The sequence below is a fragment of the Streptosporangium sp. NPDC000509 genome (assembly GCF_042898365.1).
GTDB lineage: Bacteria > Actinomycetota > Actinomycetes > Streptosporangiales > Streptosporangiaceae > Streptosporangium.
Map to the genome: position 1 here is coordinate 1 of NZ_JBIAYX010000007.1, position 24712 is coordinate 24712.

Below are 24712 nucleotides of genomic sequence, written 5' to 3' on the forward strand. Positions count from 1 at the left end.
GGGGCCCCCCGGGGGGGGGGGGGCGGGGCCCCCCCCCCCGGCGGCCCCCCCCCCCCCCGGCCGCCCCCGCCCCCCCCCCGCCCCGGGGGGGGGGGGGGGGCACGTCCGGCGAACCACGCGCTTCACAACCGATCGCCGGACGTCCTGAGGGTCACACGCTTCACAGGGGTCACAGAACGTCCCGACACGCCGCGGGACGTCCGGCGAACCACGTTTCCCAGGAACCGCGAGACCCGCCCTACTCGCCCAGGCGGGCCAGCTCCTCTTCGACGATCTTCGGGTCGAGCTTGACGAAGAGCGGGGTCGGCGGGGCGAGCGGGGAGCCCACCCGGATCGGGGACGACTCCCAGCGCGCGGCGCCCTCGTAGGAGCCGGTGATGATCGGGTAGGTCCGGCCGTCGTCGTCGGTGACCTCGTGGATCTCCGGCATTCCCGACCAGACCCCGGTGCCGCCGAGCATCGCGTAGATCTTGTTGGAGGAGTTGGGCAGGACCGGGGTGAGCAGCGTCTTGGCGTCGTCCACGACCTGCAGGGCGACGTGCAGGATGGTCTTCACCCGCTCGGGATTGTCCTTGATCTTCCAGGGCTCCTGCTCGGCCAGGTATCGGTTGGCCTCGCGGATGACCTCGAACGCCTCGTTCGTCGCGTTCTTGAAGCGGCAGTGCTGGAACTCGACGGCGACCTTCGGGAATGCCTCGCGGCTGCGCTCCAGCATGGCGCGGTCGGCGTCGGTGAGGTCGCCCGCCTCGGGGATGACCCCGAAGTTCTTGGCGGCCATCGAGATCGAGCGGTTCACCAGGTTGCCCCAGGCCGCCACCAGCTCGCCGTTGTTGCGGTTGAGGAACTCCGACCAGGTGAAGTCGGTGTCCTGGTTCTCCGGGCCCGCCACGGCGATGTAGTAGCGCAGCGCGTCGGCGTCGTAGCGCTCCAGGAAGTCGCGAACGTAGATGACCACCTGGCGGGAGGAGGAGAACTTGCGTCCCTCCATCGTGAGGAACTCGCTGGAGACGACCTCGGAGGGGAGGTTCAGCGCGCCGAGCGCGCCCGGCTCGCCGTCGCGGGCACCCCGGCCGTTGTAGCCGAGCAGCATCGCCGGCCAGATCTCCGCGTGGAAGACGATGTTGTCCTTGCCCATGAAGTAGTAACTCAGGGCCTCGGGGTCCTGCCACCACCGGCGCCAGGCGTCGGGGTCGCCGGAGCGGCGGGCCCACTCGATGGACGCGCTGAGATAGCCGATCACCGCGTCGAACCAGACGTAGAGCCGCTTGTTGGTCTGGTCGCTCCACCCCTCCAGCGGGATCGGCACGCCCCAGTCGAGGTCGCGGCTGATCGCGCGGGGCTGCATGTCGCCGAGCATGTTGAGGGCGAACTTCAGCACGTTGGGCCGCCAGTCGCCCTCCTTGGAGCGCAGCCACGACGCCAGGACCTCGGCGAACGCGGGAAGGTCGAGCATGAAGTGCTCGGTCTCCACGAAGTCCGGCGTCTCACCGTTGACCTTGCTCACCGGGTTGATCAGCTGGATCGGGTCGAGCTGGTTGCCGCAGTTGTCGCACTGGTCGCCACGGGCGCTCTCGTAACCGCAGATCGGGCAGGTGCCCTCGATGTAGCGGTCGGGCAGGGTGCGCCCGGTGGAGGGCGAGATGGCGCCCATCGTGGTCTGGGGGAAGATATAGCCGTTGTCGTGGAGTCCCTTGAAGATCTGCTGGGTGACCGCGTAGTGGTTTTCCGTGGTGGTCCGGGTGAACAGGTCGTAGGAGAGCCCCAGCGCCTGGAGGTCCTCGACGATCACCCTGTTGTAGCGGTCGGCGAGCTCGCGGGCGGTGAGGCCCTCCTTGTCGGCCTGAACCTGGATCGGGGTGCCGTGCTCGTCGGTCCCGCTCACCATGAGGACCTTGTTGCCCGCCATCCGCTGGTAGCGGCTGAAGACGTCGGACGGCACGCCGAATCCGGAGACGTGCCCGATGTGGCGGGGGCCGTTGGCATAGGGCCAGGCGACCGCGGTCAGGATGTGCTGGGACATGGTGCAAGCCTAAGGGACGCGGCCGAGGTCCTTGGTGCCGTCATGCCTCTTGGAGGCCTCCGCTTTCCCGAAGTCGCCGCCGCCGCGGAGCCCGCGCTCTCCCGAACCGCCGTGACGTTCGAGACAGCCGCTCCTCCGGACCGCCGTGACGTCCGGGACGACCGTTCTCCCGAACCGCCGTGACGTTCGAGGCAGCAGCTCCCCCCGAACCGCCATGACGTCCGGGACAGCGGTTCTCCCGGGGCGCCGTGGCGTCCGGGACGGCCACGGCGCGGCCAGCCCTCACCGGAGGCGTCGGCCGGTTCGGCTCAGGGCAGCCGCGGCGACACCGGGCTGGCGTCCTCGGCCGGGGTGGTCGGTTCGCCCGCGGCGGCGCGGCTGACGGCCTCGGCGGCCTCCTCGGCGGCGGAGGCGGCCACGTCGATGGGCGTCTCCCTCGTACGGCGGATGCCCAGGATGCTGATGAACAGCGACGCGAAGATCGTCTGGAAGCTCACGATCAGCGCGGTGGCCGAGGGCACGACGATGCGCAGCGACTCCGAGGGGATCAGCGGGCCGAAGCTGCGCGTCTGCCAGTGGACCAGTGAGGCGACCAGGCCGCCCAGACCCCCCAGGGCGAGCAGGCCGCCGACGATCAGGCCCTTCTCCAGGCTCACGATGTCGACGAGCTTGCGCACCCTCCTGTCTTCGGGAAGGAAGCCCTCCTCCGCCGCGTACACCTTGGTGAACAGGGCGAACAGGGACGCCTGGAAGCCGATCACCACCATGGCCGAGGCGCCGACCAGGGTGTCGACGTCGAAGGCGAGCTTGCCGATGTAGACGGGGCCGAAGGTGAGGGCGGCGCCCGCGACCAGGCCGATCGTCATCATGACCAGGCCGGGGATGAAGAACAGCCAGCGCGGGCTGTAGAGCAGCAGGAAGCGCAGGTGGCGCCAGCCGTCGCGCCAGGAGCGCAGGTGCGGCGGGCGGGAGCGGCCGTCGGGCGACAGCGTGGTGGGCACCTCGCGCACGTCCAGCCCGGACAGCGTCGAGCGGACCACCATCTCGCTGGCGAACTCCATGCCGCCGGTCTGCAGGCCGAGCTTGAGGATGGAGTCGCGCCGGAAGCCGCGCAGGCCGCAGTGGAAGTCGCCGATCGCGCTGGGGAAGAACAGCCGGCCGATGAAGGAGAGCACCGGGTTGCCCAGGTAGCGGTGCAGCGGGGGCATGGCGCCCGGCGCGATACCGCCCTTGAAGCGGTTGCCCATCACCAGGTCGGCACCGTCACGGAGCTGCTCGACGAACGGCAGCAGGGCGGTGAAGTCGTAGGAGTCGTCGGCGTCGCCCATGATGACGTAGCGACCGCGCGCCGCGCGGATCCCCCCCATCAGCGCGTTGCCGTACCCCTTCGCGTCGACGTGCACGACGCGGGCCCCGGCCTCCCTGGCGAGTTGCTGTGAGCCGTCCGTGCTGCCGTTGTCGGCGATCAGGACTTCCCCGTCGATTCCGTGCTCCCGCATGCAGGCGAGCGCCTTGCGTACGCAGGTCTCCACGGTCTCCGCCTCGTTCAAGCAAGGCATGACCACGGTCAGTTCCACGTCTCAACCCTTCACTCACGGCACAGGCCAATCTCACCATGATGCCCTCTGCGGTCCCCTGCCCGGGTCAACTCCCTGAAACGACTGGCATCCTGTAGTGCATGGTGACCGTCGCCGACCGCCCTAGCCCGGACGTGCCTCCGCCCGACCGGGTCGCTCGCCTATGGGCGTTTCTCTATCGGCATCGTGTCTTCGTGACCGCCCTGGCGCTGGCGTTCGTGCTGCGTGTGGTCACCATGCTCGGGTACGGCCCCGCCCAGTGGTTCAACGATTCCTACGAGTATGTCTCCGGGGCGGTGAACCCCGACCGTCCCAGTGCCCTGAGACCGAACGGTTACTCCTTTCTGCTCCTGCTGATGCGGCCGCTGCAGAGTTTCGCGCTGGTGGCCTTCGTCCAGCACCTGATGGGCCTGGGCGTCGCGGTGCTGATCTACTCCCTGCTGCGGGTGAGGTTCGGGCTGCCCGGCTGGGGGGCGACGCTCGCCGCGGTGCCGGTGCTGTTCGACGCGTACCAGATCCAGCTCGAACACCTGATCATGTCCGACGCGATGTTCATGCTGCTCGTCGTGGGTGTGATCACGCTGGTGCTCTGGCACCGGCGGATGTCCTGGCGGCTCGGCGCGGTGGTCGGGCTGCTGCTCGCCCTCACCGCGCTCACCCGGTCGATCGGCCTGCCGATCCTCGTGCTGGTCGTGATCTACCTGATGGTGAAGCGCACGGCCTGGAAGACGATCGCGGCCATGGTGGTCGCGTGCGCGCTCCCCGTGACCGGATACATGGCCTGGTTCGCGTCCGCGCACGGCAACTTCGCGATGACCAACAGCGACGGCGCGATCCTCTACATGCGGACGGCGCTGTTCGCCGACTGCCGGAAAATGAAGGTCGACCCTCGCGAGGAGCTGGAGCTGGCGCTGCTGTGCATCAGCGCGCCGCCGGGCCAGCGCGGCTTCTCCGGCCAGAAATACCTCTGGTGGGCGCAGAACGGTCAGCGCTTCCACGCCTTCGGGGTGGGCAGCACGTTCACCCCCGAGACGAACAAGACCGCGGGCGCGTTCGCCCAGCGGGCCATCCTGTCCCAGCCGCTCGACTATCTCAGCCTGGTGGCCGGTGACTTCTTCCGCGCCTTCCACTGGGGCCGGCCGCGTTTCCCCGACTTCAACACCTACCGGCAGTACGAGTTCCTGCCGGAGAACAAGATCCTTCCCGCCTGGTCGTCGTACCGGGGCAGCACCGACACCGACGCGCAGAAGTACGATCCGGGCCTGCGGACGGCGCAGATCCAGGGCAAGCTGCGCGTGATCGGCACCGATGTCACCGATCCGTGGGCCGGCTTCCTGCAGGCGTACCAGCGGGTCGTCCGGCTGCCGGGCATCGTGCTCGGCGGGCTGCTCCTGGTCGGACTGGTCGGGGTGGCGGTGCGCTGGCGGAAGCTGGGCGGGCCGGTGCTGCTGCCGTGGCTCGCCTCGCTCGGCCTCATCCTGGCACCGGCGGCGACGGCCGAGTTCGACTACCGCTACCTGCTGCCCGCGGTTCCGCTGGCGTGCATGGCGGCGGCGATCTCGCTGCGCCACGGGTTCTCGGGACCCGTCACCGCCGCACCCGCCGCCGTCGCCCCCGGCAGCGTCACCCCTGACGGCGTCACCCCCGACGGCGTCACATCCGGCGCCGCATCGGATGCCCTGGGCGACGCCACCACGGGCGGCGGTGTCACAGACGGTGTCACAGGCGGTGTCGCGAACGGTGTCACAGGCGACCCGGCCGAGAGCGGTCCCGGTACGGGCGGCCCGGTCACGATCATCCCCGATCCCGCCGCGTTGCCCGGTCCCGTCACACCCAGCTCCGGAACAGCATCCGCGCCCACCACTGGGAGTGCGAAATGAGCTCGGCGCTGAGCACCGGGTAGAGCCATCCGAAGTTGATCAGTGCGAGGAGCGTGAAGGCCCCGACGACCGCGGCCCCCACCGCCCTGCGGTTGGGCGCGGCGTCCGCCTTTCCGATGATCAGCCCGGCGGCCAGGGTGAGCGCGAGGATCATGAAGGGGACCATCGGGATCATGTAGAAGAGATACATGGTCCGGCCGTCGGCGATCGCCCAGTAGAACCAGGGGAGCCAGCCGGCGGCGTAGCCGACGAGCACGGCTCCGGCCCGCCAGTCGCGGGTGGCGACGTACCAGGCGATCATCGCGATGAGGGCGACCAGGCCCCCGTACCAGATGACCGGGGTGCCGACCCCGAGCACCGCCTCGGCGCAGCTGTCGGCGCCGCATCCGGTCTTGTCCGGCGGATAGTGGAACGCCACGGGGCGTAGCAGCAGCGGCCAGGTCCAGGGGTCGGATTCGTAGTTGTGCGGGGTCGCCAGGCCGGTGTGGAAGCCGAGCACCTGGAAGTGGTAGCTCAGCCAGGAGCGCAGCGAGTCGAAGACGAAGAAGGCCGGCCCGTGCGAGGTCGCCTGGACCCAGTTGCGGCCCCAGCCCAGCGGGGAGGCGAACCAGCCCGCCCACGAGACGACGTAGGTGACCGCGGGCAGCAGGCCCATCACCAGCACGACGCCGGTCAGATCCCGGTTCAGCGCTCCGGCGTACGGTCTGCGCAGACCGATGGCTCGGCGGGCTCCGGCGTCCCACAGCAGTGACATGATCGCGAAGGCGATGAGGAAGAAGACGCCCGACCATTTGACCGCGCAGGCCGCGCCCAGGCACAGGCCGGCCGCGATGCGCCAGGGCCTGGCGCCCAGGCCCGGGCCGTGGTCGCTGAGGGGTGAGGTCTCGTACCAGGTGACCAGGCGTTCCCTGGCCCAGTCGCGGTCGGCGACCAGGCAGGCGAAGGCGGCCAGCACCCAGAACATCAGGAAGATGTCGAGCAGGGCGGTGCGCGACAGGACGAAGTGCAGGCCGTCGAGGGCGAGCAGGAGCCCGGCCAGGCAGCCGAGCATGGTCGAGCGGGTCATCCGGCGGGCGACCCTGGCCAGGATGAGGATGGATAGCACCCCGACCACGGCTCCGGCGAACCGCCAGCCGAACGGCGTCATCCCGAAGATCTGCTCGCCCACGCCGATCATCCACTTGCCCAGCGGCGGGTGGGCCACGTAGAGGGGACAGGGGTCGGCCTCCGGCGGCGTGCACTTGACCAGGAAGTCCGTCTTCCCCGCGATGATCATGCGGTCGGCGACCGGGTCCTCCACGGTGCCGAGCGAGGCCCGCTCCACCCCGTGGTGGATCAGCGCCCAGGCGTCCTTGGCGTAGTACGTCTCGTCGAACACGACCGCGCGCGGCCTGCCCAGATCGACGAGGCGCAGGATCCCTCCGAACGCCGCGACCAGCGACGGTCCCAGCCACCCCCAGAGCACGCTTCCCCGCATGGGGGGTAAGAGGCGATCCCGTATCAATCCCATTCGGGCAATTATGGTGATAAATCAGCCTCGATGGACAGCATCATAAAGATCGCGTTTTGGGATGCCCGCCGCCTTCGCCACGTCCACGATCGCCTGCTTCCTCGACACCCCCGACTCCTCCCTGCGCGCCACCTCACCGACCAGGTCCTCGATCACCGGCGGCAGGGCCTGCCCGGCGTATCCCGCGACGACGACCGTGATCTCCCCCCTGACGCCCCCGGCCGCCCACTCGGCCAGCTCCCCGAGACCGCCGCGCCGCACCTCCTCGTACGTCTTGGTGAGCTCCCGGCAGACCGCCGCCCGGCGGTCGGCGCCGAACGCCTCCGCCATCGCCGCGAGCGCGGCGTGCAGCCGGTGCGGCGCCTCGAAGAAGACCATCGTGCGCTCCTCCTCCGCCAGGGCCGAGAGCCTGCGGGAGCGCTCACCGGACTTGCGCGGCGGGAAGCCCTCGAAGCAGAAGCGGTCGCTGGGCAGGCCGGAGACGGCGAGCGCCGTGGTCACCGCGGACGGACCCGGCAGCGAGGTGACCGTGACCCCCGCCTCGACCGCGAGGTGGGTGAGGCGGTAACCGGGGTCGGAGACGCCGGGCATGCCCGCGTCGGTGATGATCAGCACGGTCTTGCCGTCCTGGAGTGCCTGGAGGAGCTCGGCGGCACGTCCGGCCTCGTTGGCGTCGTAGTAGGAGACGACCCGGCCGCCGATCTCCGCGCCCAGCTCCCCCGCGAGGCGGCGCAGCCTCCTGGTGTCCTCCGCCGCGACCACGTCGGCACTCTCCAGCGCGAGCCGCAGCCGGGGCGAGGCGTCGCCCGCCTGCCCGATCGGAGCCCCTGCCAGCACAAGCCTGCCGTTTTCATTCACCGTTTCATCCTCCCGCATTCCTGATCGCCCCCAGCCTGGGAAGAAGCTCTCGAATTAGACATCTGACAGGTTTTCTCTGGGCTGGAGGGGGTGGGGGGACCGTACGATGTCGGAGTGGCCGTGACCGACTTCACCAACCAGGCGTCAGAGCAGCCCGAGCCCCAGCCGTCCGGCGGGCACGAGGGCTCGGTGCGCGACCGGCTGGTGCCGCCGATGCCCGGCGGCGCCCTGTGGGGCTGGCTGGGCCCGCTGCTGGTCGCGGTGTTCGGGGGCATCCTGCGCTTCACGAACCTCGGTCACCCGCGCGCGATCATGTTCGACGAGACGTACTACGCCAAGGACGCCTGGGCACTGATCAACTTCGGTGCCGAGCACAACGTCGTCAAGGACGCCGACAAGATCCTGATGGACGGCAGCACCGCGATCTGGCAGGACTGCGCGCCCAACGAGATCGACAAGTGCGCCTCCTACGTGGTCCACCCGCCGCTGGGCAAGTGGATGATCGGCCTGGGCGAGCAGATCTTCGGGATGACGCCGTTCGGCTGGCGGTTCGCCGGAGCCGTGGTCGGGGTGCTGTCCATCCTCATCCTGGCCAGGGTCGCCCGCCGGATGACCCGCTCGACCATGCTCGGCTGCCTGGCCGGGCTCCTGCTCGCCCTCGACGGCCTGCACTTCGTCCTGTCGCGCACCGCCCTGCTCGACATCTTCCTGATGTTCTGGGTGCTGGCCGCCTTCGCCTGCCTGGTCGCCGACCGCGACTGGGCCAGGGAACGCCTGGTCACCTGGTACGAGACCTCACCCCTCAGCGACCACGGCCCGGGCCTGGGCGCCAGGCCCTGGCGCATCGCGGCCGGCCTGTGCCTGGGCGCGGCCTGCGCGGTCAAATGGTCGGGCGTCTTCTTCCTCATCGCCTTCGCGATCATGTCACTGCTGTGGGACGCCGGAGCCCGCCGAGCCATCGGCCTGCGCAGACCGTACGCCGGCACCTTCGGCAAGGACCTCACCGGCGCGGTGCTCACCACCGCCCTGCTGCCCGCCGCCGTCTACGTCGTCTCCTGGGCGGGCTGGTTCGCCTCCGCCGGCGGTTGGGGCCGCAACTGGGTCCAGGCGACCTCGCACGGGCCGGCCTTCTTCGTCTTCGACTCGCTGCGCTCCTGGCTGAGCTACCACTTCCAGGTGCTCGGCTTCCACACCGGCCTGGCGACCCCGCACAACTACCAGTCCGACCCCTGGAGCTGGCCGCTGCTGCTACGCCCCGTGGCGTTCTTCTACGAGAGTCCCCAGGGCGGCTGTGGCACCGACACCTGCTCGCAGGCCGTCCTCGGGGTCGGCACGCCGGTCATCTGGTACGGAGGGCTCGCGGCCCTCATCGCCATGATCGCCTGGTACGTCGCCACCCGCGACTGGCGGGCCGGAGCCGTGCTCGTCGGCTACGCCGCCGGCTGGCTCCCCTGGTTCTACTACGCCATCGCCGACAACCGGACCATGTTCCTGTTCTACGCGATCCCCATGGTCCCCTTCATGATCCTGGCGATCGTGCTCGCGGCCGGGCTGATCCTCGGCCCGGCGAGCGCCCCGCAGGGACGCCGGACCGTCGGCGCCGCGGTCGTGGGCGCCTTCACCCTGCTGGCGCTCGTCAACTTCTGGTGGCTCTACCCGGTGCTCACCGCCGAGATCATCCCGTACGCCGAGTGGAGTTCACGGATGCTTTTCAAGAAGGGCTGGATCTGAGCGTCCGCGTATGAGCCACTTAGAAGACATTTCCTAGGGTAGGCACCGTGCAGGATCCATTACGTCACGTTCATCGTCAGAGCAGGCCCGCATACGGCAGACTGCGAAGCATGCCTGCACCGGACGTGGCCGCCCTCCTGTCGGAGCTGGAGCGTTCCGAGCCCGCCTCCGCCGAGCACGCCCGCAGCGCGATCGACTGGCTGACCGGCGGCGAGCCGCTGGAGACGATCAGCGAGCTCAACGTGTGCGAGTTTCTCTGGTACACCCTGCCCTCGAAGGTCACCGGCGACCGCCCCGCGATCGCCCGCGCGCTGGGCCTGCTGCTGCGGCTGGGCGGCCTTGAGCGCTACGCCGCCCTCTGCTCGTCGTCCACGACCACCCAGATCCTGCGCACCTACGCCCGCCTGGGCGAGGACGCGGGGATGGCCGCGTACCAGTCGGCCCTGGACGCGACGGGTGTGCTCCCGCCCGACGTGCCCGAGCTGCGGTGGAGCTCGATCATGGGACCGGAGGAGCTGGGCGCGCACGGCGCCTGCTCGGCCGCACTGGAGCTGGCGATCGTCTCCGGTGAGCTCGTCCCCCGTCCGGCCGAGCGGCGGAGGCTCACCAGCCGCTGGCTCACCACGCCCCGCCCCGAACTGGGCGGCGACAACTGGCTGCACCGGGTCCAGGGCGAGCGGCTCAACCGCTGGGTCCTCGGCCGGGGCACCGCCTGGCGCGAGCTCGCCCAGCCCTTCGAGGTGCGCTTACACGCGCCCATCCCCGCACCGGACGAGGCCCATCTGGGGGCGCTGCGCTGGCTGCTGACCGTGGGGCTCCGCCCGGAAGGCATCCCGCTGACCCAGCGGCACAACCTCGCCCGTTCCGTGCTCGCGGAGAGCACCTGGAGCGGCGCGGAACTCGCGGCCGTCCGCGAGGTGGCCCAGGACCGGATGGGCGCGCTACGCCAGACCGGAAGGCGCCTGGTGACCACCTCGACGGGCGAGCGCCTGCTCGGCGACACCGACCTGCTCTGGGAGGCCGCGGCCGCCGCCCTGCTCGCCCCCTCGCCGGGGGAGAACGGCTTCCGTGCCTCGGCCAGGGAGGTGGCGCTGATGCTGCTCGCCGACGGCGCCCCCGCCGACCGTGACCACGTCACCGCCGTGATCGACTGCACGGAGCGGCAGGCCCTGGAGGTCGACGCCTCGCTCGCCGAGCTGGGCAGGCGCCTGGACGCCTTCGGCCTGCGCGTCGACGGCCGTCTCACCCCTGCCGGCCGCTCCGCCGCTCTCGCCGCCCTCCGCAACCACGCCCTGCGCCCCCGCCAGTACGTCAACATGACCTGACGACGCCCTCAGCACCCCTCAGAGGCCGCTGTGGCCCCCGCGGCCCCCGGTGTCCCTTCGTGCTCGAAACCGTACGGCGACCAGGGAAAATATGGCGGTCGCGGACCGACTAACCTTCCTGGAAACGGGCAGTGGCAGCGCGTGTCCGAGCCCACCTCCGCTGACCGCGCCACAGCGCCGGAAACATCCCCGCCCGCCCCCCGCGTTCCGTCGACGGAGACGGGCACGGGAGGCGTCCCGGCGTCATCGGCCGGAGCCGGCGAATCCGGCTCGTCCGAGCCGATCCTGACCTCCGCGGGCCCTCTGGTCCTGCCCGCCGCCCCGCCCGCGGATGCCGACGGTCCCGTTCCCGGTGGTCCTGTTCCCGGCGGCCCCGCGAGCGCGGTCACCGTGCCCCCCGGCGCGGCCGCGTCCCCCGACGCCGCGCCGTCATCAGGGATCACCCCGAACCTCCCGTTCGGCCGTCCCGGGCGCTCGATGAGCAACAACCCGTTCGTGTTCGGCTTCACCGCCGCCCTGGGGGTGCTCACCGCCTGGTGGCTGGTGCAGGCCATCGCGACCGCGAGCTCGGTGCTGGTCCTCATCGTCGTCTCGCTCTTCCTCGCCATCGGCCTGAACCCGGCCGTCGAGGTCCTCCAGCGGCGCAACGTCCCCCGGGTGTGGGCCATCACCCTCGTCTTCCTGGGCGTCATCCTCGTCTTCGTCGTCTTCGGCCTCGCCGTGGTCCCCCCACTGACCACGCAGTCCACCCAGTTCGTCGAGCAGCTCCCGCAGTACGTCCAGGAGCTGCAGAACAACCCGGTCATCCGCGATCTGGACCAGCGCTTCCAGCTGCTGGAGAAGCTTCAGACGTACGTGACGAGCGGCGACTTCGGCACCCAGATGTTCGGCGGTGTGCTCGGCATCGGGTCGGTCCTCATCGGGGCGGTCTTCAACTCGCTCACGGTGCTGGTGCTGACGCTCTATCTCCTGGGCTCGTTGAAGTCGCTCAAGAAGCTGGCCTACCGCCTCGTCCCCCGGAGCCGCAGGGTCCGCACGACCCTGCTCGGTGACCAGATCATCGACAGCATCGGCGGATACGTCGCCGGGAACCTGATCATCTCGCTCATCGCCGGTGTGACGACCTTCATCTTCCTGAGCATCATGCAGGTCCCGTACGCCCTGGCGCTCTCGCTGATCGTCGCGATCACCGACCTCATCCCGCTGGTCGGCGCCTTCATCGGCGCGGGGATCGCCTCCCTGGTGGGATTCTTCGTCTCTCCGACCGTCGGGATCGTCTGCATCGTCTTCTTCACGATCTACCAGCAGATCGAGAACTACTGGATCGCCCCGGCCGTGATGAAGAGCTCGGTCGACGTGCCGCCGCTCGCCACGATCGTCGGCGCCCTGCTGGGGGGCGCGCTGCTCGGCGTGGTGGGCGCGCTGCTCGGCATCCCGATAGCCGCGGCCGTCCTGCTCATCCTGCGGGAGGTGGTCCTGCCCCGGCAGGAACGCACCTGATCGGCACCCGACCGGCACCTGACCGGCATCTGACCGGCGCGAAGGAGCCACGTCGGCCTCTCCCGCACGCGGATCGGGAGGTCACGAGCCCTCACCGTCGAGGTACGCCTGCCCCTCATCCGCACACAACATCACAAAAAAGTTTTTTTCGCTTCTTCGTCGCAAAAGTACCTAGATCACAACAACATGCGATAAAAGATCACTTGCACCTACTGTCTCCCCTTTGGGGTATACGTGAAGAAGCGTCTTCGACTCCTCGCGGCCCAGCTGCTCGCCGCTGCCCTCGTTCTCACCACCCTCTCGGCCCCCGCCCACGCGAGCACTCCGGAGAGCGATCCCCAGCTCGCCGCCGAGTGGCAGACCGCATGGGACACCTACCAGTTCTACAAGAACACGCCGCCCCTCCCGGGATCGGGACGGAGCCGGGCGCAGAACAGCATCTCCATCACGATCGACGCCCCCGTCAACCGGGTGTTCCCCGCGTACTCGAACATCAACAACCACCTCGGCATGCACTCGTTCCTGAAGCGGGTCGTCACCCACAAGGACCGCTGGCAGGGCAGCAAGCGCCACATCGACTTCACCGCGGTCGAGGAGCTCCCCTACGAGGGTTCGACCGTCGTCATCAACACGCACGCGCAGCAGCGCATCAACCCCGCCGCCCTCTACTACGAGACCGACAGCTGGACGATGCCCAACGTCGTCACCCACCAGAAGATCGTCTTCGAGGCGCTCTCCGGAGGAAAGACCAAGGTCACCGAGTACCTCACCTTCGACGCGGACAGCACGCTGATCGACTTCGTACTCCAGAACGGCGTCGCCTCCCACGAGGCGACCCAGGCGGCGATGAAGCAGGCGATCGAGAGCGGCGAGCTCTGAACCTCCGGACTTCAACCCCCGGCCGGGACCTCACGAGCGTCTCGGCCGGGGGTTTCGCGTGATCGCGGGTTTGACCTTGTCGTAGCGTCAACGTTTCTAATGAGGGCATGCGGATCGGCGAGCTCGCCGCGCTGGTCGGGGTGTCCACCCGGACCGTGCGCCACTACCACCACCTGGGTCTTCTCCCCGAGCCCCTGCGCCTGAACAACGGCTATCGGGAGTACGGGCTGCGTGACGCGGTCGTCCTCGCCCGGGTGCGACGGCTCGCCGAACTCGGCCTGTCGCTGGACGAGATCCGCGACATCCTCGCCGACGACCGGGGCAGGGAACTTCGCGAGGTGCTCCTGGAACTGGACGCGGACCTGGCCAGGCAGCAGGAGGCGATCGGTGCCAGGCGGGAAAGGCTCGCCGCCCTGCTCGCCGAGGCGGACCCGCATCCCGACACGATGGTCTCCCCCGGCATGGCCGCGGTGCTGCGCGACCTGTCCGCCCCGGGGTCGAGGTCCGCCGAGATCGACCGTGAGCTGCTCGCGCTGATGGACACCGTGGCCGAGGAGCCGGACCGGGCACGGGTGCTCGACCTGTTGCGCCCTCTCACCGAGCCCGAGGCGCTCGCGCGGGCACACGACCTCTACCGGCGGCTGGACGAGCTCGCGGACGCGGAGCCCGGCGATCCCCGCGTCGCCGCACTCGCCGCCGATCTCGTCGCGCACATCCCCGGCGAGATGGCCGCGGTGATGATCGCGGAGCCGGCCCCGGACCCCGAGCGCTCGCATCCACCCGGCTCCGGCCCCACCCCCGGTCCGAATCCCCGTCCCGGCCCCGGTGCCGACTCCGCTCCCGGCTCCCGTCCCGCCTCCGGATCCGGCCTTGGCTCCTCACCCGGCGGCGGTCCCGGCTCCCCCCTCGGTCCCGGCTCCGCCCCCGGTCCCGCCCCTGCCCCCGGCCTCGGCTCCGGCTCAGGTCCCGCGAAACGCGTGGACGGCGGGCGGTGGCTGGAGACGATGCACGTCGAACTGTCTCCCGCCCAGGCCGAGGTGCTCCAGCTGGTCATGACGACTCTCAAGGAGAGAGCCTGATGCTCGGGATCGCCCGCGCCGCGCTGTTCGCCGTGATCCCCATGGAGATGCTGTTCGTGATCCTGCTCGTGGCGGGGGTGCCGCTGCCAGGGCCGGTGATCGTGGTGGCGGAGCTGATCGTCGCGTCGATGCTCGTCCTGGAGGCGGTGACCGCGTACCGGCTGTTCAGGGCCGAACGCCGGGGCGGCGCCGACCGGCGGGCGGCGCTCCGGACGACCTTCCACCTCCTGGTTCCCCTGCCGGTGCGCAGGCTCGTGGGTTTCGAACTGAAGGGGATGGTGAGCGCCTTCCTGTGGATCACGCGCCGCCGCGACGGCGTGCCGCCCGGCGCCACCGCCGCGCCGTACACCCGGGAGCAGACGTCGGTCCAGCTGGTGCTGCTGTCGGTGCTGGTCGTGGAGACGGTGGGGATCGAGCTGCTGCTGCGGGCGCTGGGCGTGCCGTACGGGGTGCGCCTCGCGGTGCTGGTGGCCGACGCCTACGGGGTCGTCTACGTGCTGATGATCATCGCGGCCTGCGTCACCCGGCCCCACGTGGTGACCACCGAGGAGCTGCGCGTCCGCTACGGCATGTACTTCGACCTCCGCGTCCCCCGTCAGCTGATCTCCTCGGTGCGGCTGTCGCGCAACTACAACGAGAGCGGCATGATCACCGTGGCGGACCGGCGGCTCAGCGTGGTGGTGTCCTCCCAGACCAATGTGGTCATCGAGCTGACCGAGCCGGTCACCGTGGTCCGTCCCCTCGGCGGTCGCGCCGAGGCCACCACGATCCGCTTCTTCACCGACACCCCCGAGGCGCTGCTGGGCGCCCTGCGACCCTCCCCGCACCACAGCGCTCCCTGATCCCCGCGCACCCCGTCCGTATCGGGCGCCGGGCCGTGCCGAGACGGCACGCTTTCCTGTCATGTTCAGTCAGATCGCGTCAGATCTTGTATTGACTTACCTTGCCTTAAATGTAAAGTTTCTTTCGAGAGAGCGCTCTCACGCCTCGTCCCCCTCCCCCCACCCCTCAAGGACCAGTCGTGAGATTCACCGTGCTGACCAGCGTGGCGGTACTCGCCGCCGCGCTCGTCGTCCCGTCCCCGGCCGCGCAGGCCGCCGCGATACCCGACCCCGCTCCCGACCCGTCCAAGGCGGCCACGGCCGAACAGGCACTGCGGCGAGACCTCGGCCTCACCCCCACACAGGCCCGCGTCCGCCAGGCCCACGAGGCCGGGGCGGCCGTGGTGGAGCGGCAGCTTCGCACCCGTCTCGCCGACCGGTTCGCCGGCGCGTGGTTCACCCCCGGCGAAGGGCGGCTGAGCGTCGGCGTCCTGAACCGCGAGGACGCCGACCTCGTCCGCGCGGCGGGCGCGCTGCCGGTGTCCGTGCCACGCAGTGAGAGGCAACTGGCCACCACGAAGGCCGCGCTCGACCGAGTCGCGGACTCCGCGGGCAAGGACGTCCACAGCTGGTACGTGGACGTCGCCGCGAACACCGTGGCGGTGTCGGCGGCCGACCGCGCCGCCGCCGAACGTTTCGTCAGGGCGGGCGCCGTCGACGCCGCCGAGGTGCGGATCTCCGTCGGCGAGGCGCCCAAACCCCTGTACGACATCCGCGGCGGCGACCAGTACGTCATCAACGGCAACACGCTCTGCTCGGTGGGCTTCGCGGTCAACAACGGCGGCTTCGTCACCGCCGGGCACTGCGGCCGCACCGGCAACCCCACCCTCGGCTACAACAACGTGAGCCAGGGCACCTTCGCCGGCTCGTCGTTCCCCGACAACGACTACGCCTGGGTCCGTACCAACGGAAACTGGACACCCCGCCCGTGGGTCAACAACTACGGCGGCGGCAACGTCGCCGTGGCGGGCTCCCGGGAAGCCGTGGTGGGCTCCTCCATCTGCCGGTCCGGGCGCACCACCGGCTGGCGCTGCGGCACCATCCAGGCCAAGAATGTGACCGTGAACTACTCCGGGTCCCTTGTCCACGGGCTCACCCGGACCAGCGCCTGCGCCGAGGGCGGCGACTCGGGCGGCGCCTGGATCACCGGCGACCAGGCCCAGGGCGTCACCTCCGGCGGCTCCGGCAACTGCTCGACCGGCGGCACCACCTTCTACCAGCCGGTCAACGAGATCCTCGGCGCGTACGGCCTCACCCTGACCACCACCGGCGGGGGCGGCGGACGGCTCATCGGCTGGCAGGACAGGTGCATCGACGTACCCGGCAGCAACGCCGCCGACGGGCAACGCCTGCAGCTGTGGGACTGCAACGGCACCGCCGCGCAGAACTGGACGTTCCCCGGCGACGGCACCGTCCGCGCCTTCGGCCTCTGCATGGACGTGGCCTGGGGCTCCACCGCCAACGGCGCCGCCATCCAGCTCGCCACCTGCAGCGGCAACCCGGCGCAGCAGTTCGTCCTCAGCGGCGCGGGTGACCTGGTCAACCCGCAGGCCAACAAGTGCGTGGAGGTCACCGGCTTCGGCGGCAGAGGAACCCCGCTGCAGCAATGGGAGTGCAACGGCGGCGCCAACCAGAAGTGGCGACGAGGCTGACCACCCGCGGGACACCGCCGGGGCGATAAGCGTTCTCACCGAGACACCACTGGGACGGTAAGCGTTCTCACCGGTTCTCAGTGGGGCACCGCCGAGGCGGTAAGCGTTCTCACCGCCCCGGCAACGCCCCGGCACCGCGCCGTTTCACCCACCGCCGGACGCGCGACGGAAGTCCCCACCGCGTGTCCGGCGGTGCGCGGTGGGGACACCCGGTGCGCGCCCCCACCGCACCGGCCACCCGACACCACGATCTTGCCGGGAGGTCACACCCAGGCGCCGGTGGCGGCGACCCGGGCCGCGTAGTCCTCGAACGCGACGGGAGGACGGCCGAGCACCCGCTCGACCCCGTCGACGGGCTCGGCCGTGTGACCGGCGCGGTGCAGGGCGAACAGGGTGTTCAGCGCGTCGGCCGCGACCTCCGGATATCCCTCCGCGAGCAGTTCGGCCCGGTATGCCTCCGGGGTCAGCTCGACGTACTCGATGGACCGGCCCGCGGCCCGCGCGATGATCTCGACGGCCGCGCCGAAGGTCACGCCGCGCGGACCCGACAGGTCGTACGTCAGCCCCGCGTGCCCGTCCCCCGTCAGCGCGGCCACGGCGACCGCGGCGACGTCGTCGGCGTCGATGAACGGCTCGGGCACCTCACCGATCGGCAATGCCAGCCTCCCCGCCCGCAGCGGCGCGTGCCACAGGTCCTCGTCGAAGTTCTGGTTGAAGTTGTTCGCCCGCAGGATCGTCCACTCCGCCCCCGAGTCGCGGACGGCCCGCTCCGCTGCGGCCATGCCCTGGCCGAAGTCCTCGCCGACCAGGTCCATGCCCCGACCGGACAGCACCACGAAACGCTTGACGTCCGTGGCGCTCTCGACGAAGTCGCGGATCGGGGTGGGGTCGTCGGGCGCCACCAGGTATACCGCCTCGGCGTCGTGCAGCGCGTTCTCCCAGGTGGCGGGCTCGGACCAGTCGAAGCGAACCTCGCTGGAACGGGAGGCGGGCCGCACCCGCTCCCCCTCCGCGCGCAGTCGCCGCACCACCCGGCGGCCCGTCTTGCCCGTCGCGCCCAGAATCAGGATCTCTCTCATGTCATAGAGCCAACCGCGCGGGGAGCCGCCCGCACATGGCCGGACGTACGCCGCACCTGTCCGATCGTCCCGTCGTCGCGGCACCCCGGACGCAGGCCGCCCTGATCCGATCGTCCCGTCGTGGCCCCCGGGCGTGCGCCGCACCCGTGCGATCGTCCGGTTATCGTGGGCGCCATGGACCCGTACGACGACCTGTTGCGGGGGGTTCGCGGCGAAGGGGCCGTCTTCGGCGCGTCGGTGCTGTCGCCGCCGTGGGCGCTCAGGTTCGCCGACGGTCCCTCTCTGACACTCCTCGTCCCCCTGCGCGGCGAAGGGTGGATCGTCCGGGGAGACGACGCCCGGCAGGTGCGACTTGGCGAGGCGGCGATCGTGCGCGGGCCGGAGCCCTTCGTCGTCGCGGACACCGACGCACCCCGGCCGCTCGTCCTCGCGGACACCGGTACACCCCAGCCTTCCGTTCCAGCGAGCACCGGCGCACCGCGCCCCTCGGCGGTCCCCACGGAAACCGGCACGTCGCGGTCTTCCGTTGTCGCGGAGACCGGCACACCGCACCCTGCCCGGGAGGTCTCCCCTGAAAGGGCCGTCGCCGGAGACCTGAGCCAGACCATCCTGTTGGCGGGGTCGTACCGGGTGAACGGCGAGGTGGCCCGCCGCCTGGTCCGGGTGCTGCCCCCCGTGCTCGTCGTACCGGACGATCATGACTGCAGCAGCATGGGCGCCTACCTGGAGGCGCAACTCCTCTCCGGTCGCCCGGGACATCAGATCGTGCTGGACCGGCTGCTCGACTGGCTGCTGGTGTGCACGCTGCGCGACTGGTTCGACCGGCCGGAAGCGGTGAGTCCCGGCTGGTACACCGCGCTGAACGACGACGTGGTCGGCCCGGTCCTGTGCGCCATCCATGAGGCCCCGTCCAGGCCGTGGACGCTCGCCTCCCTCGCCACCGCCGCGAGCGTGTCGCGCACCACCCTGGCCAGGCGGTTCACCGAACTCGTGGGCGAGCCGCCGATGACGTACCTGACGGAGTGGCGGATGGCGCTCGCCGCCGACATGCTGGCCGAACCCGCCGCGACGGTCGCCACGGTGGCGCGCAGGGTGGGCTACTCCGACGCGTTCGGCTTCAGCTCGGCGTTCAAGCGCGTCCTGGGCGTGAGCCCGAGCGTCTATCGCGACGGCGTCGCCGTCCGGGCCGGAGAGGCGGCGAGCGCCGGGCTGCCCGGTTCTCCCTGAGACGGAGGCTGCGTCCGGGGCGGCGTCCCGGAGACGGCCTGCCTTCCGGGCCGGAGGCGAACGGCGCGGTGTTCGCCCCCTCGTCCCCGGCGCCCGTCAGCGCCGGTGCCGGTAGTGGTGGGTGACCAGCGCGGCGGCACACGCCAGGACGATCGTCCCGAACCCGATTCCGATGAAAACGTTGAGGTCGGAGGTGGAGGTCACGATGTTGCAGACCACGCCGACCATCAGCAGAGCCCACAGCACGGGCCGCACCACGCCGCCCCGGGTGTCGGCGGGGCGCGTCGAAGGCGGCGTCTCGAAGGTGTCGGAAACGTGGTGGGATGGGTCGGTCACGGTGTGCTCCTCGGTCGAACCGTTCGTCATGCTCCGACGCTACGAACCGCCGCCGCTCCCGGCGATCCCGCCGACGAGACAGGCGAGGTACAGCAGGCTGTACTTCTCGGCCCGCGACCTGACGGCGTCCAGAACGGTGCCCTATCGTCTGGCCGAGGAGGTGTGAATGCCGATCCACGAGTCCCCGGCCGGCCGCAAGTCCGCGGTGTTCGCCCGTGCGCGCGTCGTCCTGGACGCGTTCGAACACCTCGTCGGCGGGCTGGGCACCACGGTCCTCGCCCTCGTCGCCCTCCTGCTGCTCGCCGCCACCGCGCTCGCCTGCCTCGTCGGCGTGGGCGTGTTTCTGGCACCCACCGCGCTGCGCGGGCTGCGGGCCGTCGCCGACCGGGAGCGCGCGAGGCTCTCCCGCTGGGGGCCGGAGATCATCGGCCCGGGGCCGGTGCCGTCCGGCCTGCGTGCCGCCCTCACCGATCCGGCCACGCACCGGGAGCTGGGCTGGGTGGTCGTCCACTCGACCCTCGGGCTGTTCCTCGGTTTGGCCGGTCTCACGATCTTCTTCAGCGCGGTGACCAACACCACCTTCCCGCTGTGGTGGCGGCTGCTGCCCCCGGAGGAGGCGGCCACCTCGGCCATGGGGCTCTGGACCGTGCGGGACCTGCCCGGTGCCCTCGGGGTGAGCCTGCTCGGCCTGGGGTGGATCGTCCTCGCCGTGCTCCTCATCCCGGGGATGGCGCGGCTGCAGGCGTGGCCCGGCCGGCGGCTCCTGTCGGCCGGGCCGGGTGCCGACCTCGCGCTGCGGGTCGCGCAGCTCACCGCGACCCGCGCGGCGGCGCTGGACGCGCACGCCGCCGAACTGCGGCGGATCGAACGGTCGCTGCACGACGGGACCCAGAACCGGATCGTCGCCGTCACCGTCCTGCTCGGCGCGGCCCGCCGTGCGCTGGCGCGCGACCCGTCCGGCGCCGAGGCCATCCTCGACCGTGCCCAGGACGCCGCCGAGCAGGCGCTCGCCGAGCTCCGCGCGGTCGCCCGCGGCATCCTGCCTCCGGTGCTGACCGACCGGAGCCTCGTCGACGCGCTGACCGGGCTGGTCACCACCTGCCCGGTGCCCTGCCAGCTCGACGCCGACCTTCCCAGCCGCTGCGCCGCCTCCGTCGAGGCCACCGCCTACTTCGTGGTGGCCGAGGCGCTCACCAACATCGCCAGGCACAGCCACGCCGGGCACGCCACCGTCAGGGTCCGCCGCCGCGATGACCGGCTACACCTTCAGATCACCGACGACGGCCGCGGGGGAGCCGACGAGCACGGCGGGTCGGGGCTCGTCGGCATCCGCCGCCGTACCGAAGCACATGATGGGACGCTCATGCTGACCAGTCCTCCCGGCGGGCCCACCGTCCTTGAGGTGAGCCTGCCATGCGGATCGTGATCGCCGAGGACGACCCGCTCCTGCGCGAAGGACTCGCGCTGCTGCTGCGCGCGGAGTCGCTCGACGTCGTGGCCACCGCCGCCGACCCCGACGGGTTCCTCGCCGCCGTCGACGCCCACGAGCCGGACGTCGCCATCGTCGACGTCCGGATGCCGCCGACCCACACCGACGAGGGGATCGTCGCGGCCGTCGAGGCGAGGCGCCGCAGGCCGGGCCTGGCCGTGCTCGTGCTGTCCGCGTACGTCGAACAGGCCTTCGCCACCGAGTTGCTCGCCCAGGGCAGCGCCCACCTCGGATACCTCCTCAAGGAGCGGGTCGGACGCGTCGACGAGTTCCTGAACGCGCTGCACCGAGTGGCGGAGGGAGGCACGGCGATCGACCCCGAGGTCGTCGCGCAGCTCTTCGCCCGCACCCGGTCCGACGACCGGCTGGAGCGCCTCAGTCCCCGCGAACGCGACGTCCTCGCCCTGATGGCCGAAGGACTGGGGAACACCGCCATCGCCGAGAGGCTCTTCGTCACCGACGGCGCCGTCCACAAGCACATCCGCAGCATCTTCGCGAAGCTCGACCTGGCGCCCGCGGACCGGGCGGACCGGCGCGTCACCGCCGTCCTGCGCTATCTCGAGGACGCCCAGCGCCGAGCCTGACCACTGGCCGTTCCGGCCCACGCGTGGTCAACGAGGTGGTCAGAGAGGTGTCCGTCACATGTGGTCCGGGGACGAGGCGGACCGCGGCCGGACGTTGTGGCGGCCGATGGGGAGCATCAGCGGACGGCCGGAGACGGGATCTTCGATGATGCGGCTGTCGAGCCCGAACACGGCGCGGACGCTGTCTTCGGTCAGGACCTCGGCCGGGGTGCCGGAGGCGTGCAGGCGGCCGTTGGCGAGGGCGATGAGATGGTCGGCGTAGCGGGCCGCGAGGTTGAGGTCGTGCAGGACCATCACGACGGTGGTGCCGCGGGTGCGGTTCAGGTCGGTCAGCAGGTCGAGGACCTCGATCTGATGGCTGGCGTCGAGGAAGGTCGTGGGCTCGTCGAGGAGGAGCAGGTCGGTCTGCTGGGCGAGCGCCATGGCGATCCAGACCCGCTGGCGCTGGCCACCGGACAGCTCGTCGACGGACCGGTCGGCGAGGTCCGTCGTCTGGGTGGCCTCCAGGGCGTCCGCCACGGCGGCGTCGTCCCCGTCGTTCCAGCGGGAGAAGATCCCCTGGTGGGGGTGGCGTCCGCGGCCGACGAGGTCGAGCACGGTGATGCCTTCCGGCGCGACCGGCGACTGGGGCAGCAGGCCGAGCGTGCGGGCCAGTTCCTTGGCGGGCATGCGGTGCACCTCCCTGCCGTCCAGGACGACACGCCCCTCGCGGGGCTTGAGCAGCCGGGACAGGGAGCGCAGCAGTGTCGACTTCCCGCAGGCGTTCGCGCCGACGATGACGGTGATCTCACCGGGTGGCACGATCAGGTCGAGGGATTCGACGACGACGCGGTCGCCGTAGCCGAGAGTGAGCCCCTCGGCCGCGAGGGAGTGGGAGACGGTCACAGCGAGCCTCCGGCTCGATGGGTGCGGACGATCAGGTAGACGAGGTACGGCGCGCCGAGGACACCGGTGACGACACCGACGGGATAGCGGGTGTCGAACGCGAACTGGCCGGCGAAGTCGGCGACGAGGACCAGGAGGGCACCGACGAGCCCGGCGGGTACGAGCGGGGAGCCGTCGGCGCCGACGAGCCTGGCCGCGATGGGGCCGGACAGGAACGCCACGAACGCGATCGGCCCTGCCGCCGACGTGGCGAAGGCGATCAGGCCGACGGCGGCGACGATCACTACGACGCGGGTGCGTTCGACGCGGACCCCGAGAGCGGAGGCGGTGTCGTCGCCGAGCCGCATCGTCGACAGGTCGCGCCCCTGGGACAGCAGGACCGGGGTGAGGACGACCAGCGCGACGAGCACGGGGAGAACCTGTGCCCAGCTCGTGCCGTTGAGGCTACCGGTCAGCCAGCGCAGGGCCTCCTGGAGGTCCCATTCGGCGGCCTGGGACAGGACGTAGGAGGTGACGCTTTCGAGGATCGCGGCGATCCCGATGCCGATCAGGATGAGCCGCGTGCCGACGACGCCGTCCCGGAACGCCAGGGAGTAGATGAGCAGCGCGACGGCGAGGGCGGAGACGATGGCGAGGACCGACACCTGCGTCCCGCTCAAGGACAGCGACACGATCGCGATGGCCGCCGCGGTGCTCGCCGCCGAGCTGATGCCGATGACGTCGGGGCTGGCCAGCGGGTTGCGGAGCATCGTCTGGAAGGTGACACCGGCCAGGCCGAAGCCGAAGCCCGCGGCCACGGCGAGGACGGCCCTCGGCAGCCGGAGCCGTCCGACCGTGAAGGACGCACCCGGAACCTGCTCGCCGAGGATGACGCGCACCACGTCGCGGGGCGGGTAGAACGTCTGCCCGGCCATCAGGGTCACGGCGAACCCGGTGACGACGAGCGCCGCCAGCGTCACGATGACGAGGCGGCGGCGGGAGGCACGCCGACGACGGCCGCGGGCGACGGCTTGGGCGACGTGCGGCCTGGTGGTGAAGGAGACGCTCATGGTTGCTCCTTCGCCGGAGCCGCGAGGGCGGCTCCGCCGTGTTCACCGGCTCGCTCGCTACGCTCGCTCACAGGTCACGCACCTTCTGACGGCGGACGATGTGGATGAAGAACGGGGCTCCGATCAGCGCCGTCACGATGCCCACCTCGACATCCGCGGGGCGCGCCACCACGCGGCCGACGACGTCGGCCGCGGTCATCAGCGAGGCGCCGACCAGTGCGGAGAACGGCAGGAGCCAGCGGTGGTCCACGCCGACGAGGAGGCGGCACGCGTGCGGGACGACGAGTCCGACGAATCCGATCGGCCCGGCGACGGCCGTCGACGCGCCGCACAGTACGACGGCGCCGAGAGCGGCCGTGAGCCGGATCACGGCGACGCGCTCGCCGAGTCCGGCCGCGAGTTCGTCGCCCAGGGCGAGCGAGTTCAGTGCCCGTGCGGACAGGAGGCACACGGCGAAGCCGAAGGCGAGGAACGGCAGGACCTGCCAGATCCGCTCGTACGATGCGCCGCCGACCCCGCCGATCTGCCAGAGCCGGAAGCTTTCCGCGATGTCGTTGCGCGGCAGGACGACGGCGCTGACGAGGGACGCGAAAGCCGCGGACGTGGCGGCCCCGGCGAGCGCGAGTTTGAGGGGGGTGGCCCCGCCGCGCCCGAGGGAACCGACGGTGTACACGAACACGGCCGCGACGGCGGCGCCCGCCATCGCGACCCAGACGTACCCTGTCGGCGACGTGAGCCCGAAGAACGCGACGGCGGTGACGACGGAGAGCGACGCGCCCATGTTGACGCCCAGGATCCCCGGGTCCGCCAGCGGGTTGCGGGTCACGCCCTGCATGACGCCGCCGGCGAGACCGAGCGCGGCGCCGATCACCATCGCGAGCAGGGTGCGCGGTACGCGCTTGGCGACCGCCGCCTGTTCGAGGGAGTCGTCGGCGCCACCGAGAGCGGCCCAGACGTCGGTCCAGGCGACGTCGCGTGAGCCGAGGGCGACGGAGGCCACCGCGAGCACCGCCATCACCAGGACCGCGACGAGCAGCCACAGGACCCGGACGCGGGGGGGGGGCCGGGGGGGCGGGGGGGGGGGCGGGCGGCGGGGGGGGGGGGGGGGGGTGGGTGGGAATGGCGGGGGGGGGGGCCCGGCGGGGCGGGTCGGGGAGAAACACCAAACGAA

General features: G+C 71.1%; 21 protein-coding genes. 12 read left to right on the forward strand and 9 right to left on the reverse strand.

Translation table 11 applies throughout. The features are described from left to right. Positions 1-238 precede the first annotated feature (238 nt). Positions 239-2020 (reverse strand): methionine--tRNA ligase, encoded by a 1782-nt coding sequence (metG, locus tag ACFY3D_RS14275; RefSeq protein WP_350950206.1) that lies wholly within the window; start codon positions 2018-2020, stop codon positions 239-241. 308 nt (positions 2021-2328) lie between these two features. Then, positions 2329-3597 carry a glycosyltransferase gene (locus ACFY3D_RS14280; protein WP_389979210.1) on the reverse strand — a complete coding sequence of 423 codons (1269 nt, stop codon included), beginning with the start codon at positions 3595-3597 and terminating at the stop codon, positions 2329-2331. Positions 3598-3791: 194 nt separating this feature from the next. Between ACFY3D_RS14280 and ACFY3D_RS14285 the strand changes: the two genes are divergently transcribed. Beyond that, the gene (locus ACFY3D_RS14285) at positions 3792-5477 is read left to right on the forward strand and encodes a hypothetical protein (RefSeq protein ID WP_389979213.1); all 1686 of its coding nucleotides are present in this window, start codon (positions 3792-3794) and stop codon (positions 5475-5477) included. On the opposite strand, the gene ACFY3D_RS14290 is transcribed toward ACFY3D_RS14285, so the two are convergent. Then, a complete protein-coding gene (locus ACFY3D_RS14290) occupies positions 5425-6954 on the reverse strand; it encodes a dolichyl-phosphate-mannose--protein mannosyltransferase (RefSeq protein WP_389979216.1) in 1530 nt (509 codons plus the stop codon). The genes ACFY3D_RS14285 and ACFY3D_RS14290 overlap by 53 nt on opposite strands. A gap of 54 nt (positions 6955-7008) precedes the next feature. Then, on the reverse strand, positions 7009-7863 hold the full coding sequence (gene rsmI, locus ACFY3D_RS14295) for a 16S rRNA (cytidine(1402)-2'-O)-methyltransferase (protein WP_350950451.1): 855 nt from the start codon (positions 7861-7863) through the stop codon (positions 7009-7011). Between the two features lie 195 nt (positions 7864-8058). Here rsmI and ACFY3D_RS14300 point away from each other — a divergent pair, with 195 nt between their 5' ends. The 7 genes from ACFY3D_RS14300 to ACFY3D_RS14330 all read left to right on the forward strand — a co-directional run bounded on the left by ACFY3D_RS14300 (position 8059) and on the right by ACFY3D_RS14330 (position 16892). After that, positions 8059-9576, forward strand: coding sequence for a dolichyl-phosphate-mannose--protein mannosyltransferase (locus ACFY3D_RS14300; RefSeq protein WP_389980034.1), 1518 nt, complete (start codon positions 8059-8061; stop codon positions 9574-9576). 110 nt (positions 9577-9686) lie between these two features. Beyond that, positions 9687-10901 (forward strand): hypothetical protein, encoded by a 1215-nt coding sequence (locus ACFY3D_RS14305; protein WP_389979219.1) that lies wholly within the window; start codon positions 9687-9689, stop codon positions 10899-10901. 141 nt (positions 10902-11042) lie between these two features. Next, the gene (locus ACFY3D_RS14310; protein ID WP_389979221.1) at positions 11043-12401 is read left to right on the forward strand and encodes an AI-2E family transporter; all 1359 of its coding nucleotides are present in this window, start codon (positions 11043-11045) and stop codon (positions 12399-12401) included. 234 nt (positions 12402-12635) lie between these two features. Next, the gene (locus ACFY3D_RS14315) at positions 12636-13280 is read left to right on the forward strand and encodes an SRPBCC family protein (RefSeq protein ID WP_389979224.1); all 645 of its coding nucleotides are present in this window, start codon (positions 12636-12638) and stop codon (positions 13278-13280) included. Between the two features lie 107 nt (positions 13281-13387). Beyond that, the gene (locus ACFY3D_RS14320) at positions 13388-14359 is read left to right on the forward strand and encodes a MerR family transcriptional regulator (protein ID WP_389979227.1); all 972 of its coding nucleotides are present in this window, start codon (positions 13388-13390) and stop codon (positions 14357-14359) included. Continuing rightward, on the forward strand, positions 14359-15201 hold the full coding sequence (locus ACFY3D_RS14325; protein WP_389979230.1) for a hypothetical protein: 843 nt from the start codon (positions 14359-14361) through the stop codon (positions 15199-15201). The genes ACFY3D_RS14320 and ACFY3D_RS14325 overlap by 1 nt, the downstream gene beginning before the upstream one ends. A 179-nt stretch (positions 15202-15380) precedes the next feature. Then, on the forward strand, positions 15381-16892 hold the full coding sequence (locus ACFY3D_RS14330; protein WP_389979233.1) for a ricin-type beta-trefoil lectin domain protein: 1512 nt from the start codon (positions 15381-15383) through the stop codon (positions 16890-16892). A 263-nt stretch (positions 16893-17155) separates the two neighbouring features. Here the strand turns inward: ACFY3D_RS14330 and ACFY3D_RS14335 are convergent, their stop codons facing one another. Next, positions 17156-17971, reverse strand: a complete 816-nt coding sequence (locus tag ACFY3D_RS14335; protein WP_389979236.1) for an NAD(P)H-binding protein — start codon at positions 17969-17971, stop codon at positions 17156-17158. Between the two features lie 174 nt (positions 17972-18145). On the opposite strand from ACFY3D_RS14335, the gene ACFY3D_RS14340 reads away from it, so the two are divergent. Continuing rightward, the gene (locus tag ACFY3D_RS14340) at positions 18146-19198 is read left to right on the forward strand and encodes an AraC family transcriptional regulator (RefSeq protein WP_389979239.1); all 1053 of its coding nucleotides are present in this window, start codon (positions 18146-18148) and stop codon (positions 19196-19198) included. 96 nt (positions 19199-19294) lie between these two features. Here the strand turns inward: ACFY3D_RS14340 and ACFY3D_RS14345 are convergent, their stop codons facing one another. After that, a complete protein-coding gene (locus tag ACFY3D_RS14345; protein ID WP_389979242.1) occupies positions 19295-19564 on the reverse strand; it encodes a hypothetical protein in 270 nt (89 codons plus the stop codon). On the opposite strand from ACFY3D_RS14345, the gene ACFY3D_RS14350 reads away from it, so the two are divergent. Genes ACFY3D_RS14350 through ACFY3D_RS14360 form a run of 3 tightly spaced genes read left to right on the forward strand, consistent with a single transcriptional unit; the run spans position 19563 to position 21607 of the window. Beyond that, positions 19563-19700, forward strand: coding sequence for a hypothetical protein (locus ACFY3D_RS14350; RefSeq protein WP_350945403.1), 138 nt, complete (start codon positions 19563-19565; stop codon positions 19698-19700). The genes ACFY3D_RS14345 and ACFY3D_RS14350 overlap by 2 nt on opposite strands. Beyond that, on the forward strand, positions 19701-20960 hold the full coding sequence (locus tag ACFY3D_RS14355; RefSeq protein ID WP_389979245.1) for a sensor histidine kinase: 1260 nt from the start codon (positions 19701-19703) through the stop codon (positions 20958-20960). Beyond that, positions 20948-21607 carry a response regulator transcription factor gene (locus ACFY3D_RS14360; RefSeq protein WP_362903743.1) on the forward strand — a complete coding sequence of 220 codons (660 nt, stop codon included), beginning with the start codon at positions 20948-20950 and terminating at the stop codon, positions 21605-21607. The genes ACFY3D_RS14355 and ACFY3D_RS14360 overlap by 13 nt, the downstream gene beginning before the upstream one ends. Before the next feature lie 54 nt (positions 21608-21661). Here the strand turns inward: ACFY3D_RS14360 and ACFY3D_RS14365 are convergent, their stop codons facing one another. The 3 genes from ACFY3D_RS14365 to ACFY3D_RS14375 form a co-directional block, all read right to left on the reverse strand. Next, complete coding sequence (locus ACFY3D_RS14365; RefSeq protein WP_389979248.1) at positions 21662-22492, reverse strand: ABC transporter ATP-binding protein; 831 nt, start codon at positions 22490-22492, stop codon at positions 21662-21664. Next, complete coding sequence (locus ACFY3D_RS14370; protein WP_389979251.1) at positions 22489-23541, reverse strand: FecCD family ABC transporter permease; 1053 nt, start codon at positions 23539-23541, stop codon at positions 22489-22491. The genes ACFY3D_RS14365 and ACFY3D_RS14370 overlap by 4 nt, the downstream gene beginning before the upstream one ends. Before the next feature lie 67 nt (positions 23542-23608). Next, on the reverse strand, positions 23609-24556 hold the full coding sequence (locus ACFY3D_RS14375; RefSeq protein ID WP_389979254.1) for a FecCD family ABC transporter permease: 948 nt from the start codon (positions 24554-24556) through the stop codon (positions 23609-23611). Positions 24557-24712: the final 156 nt, after the last annotated feature.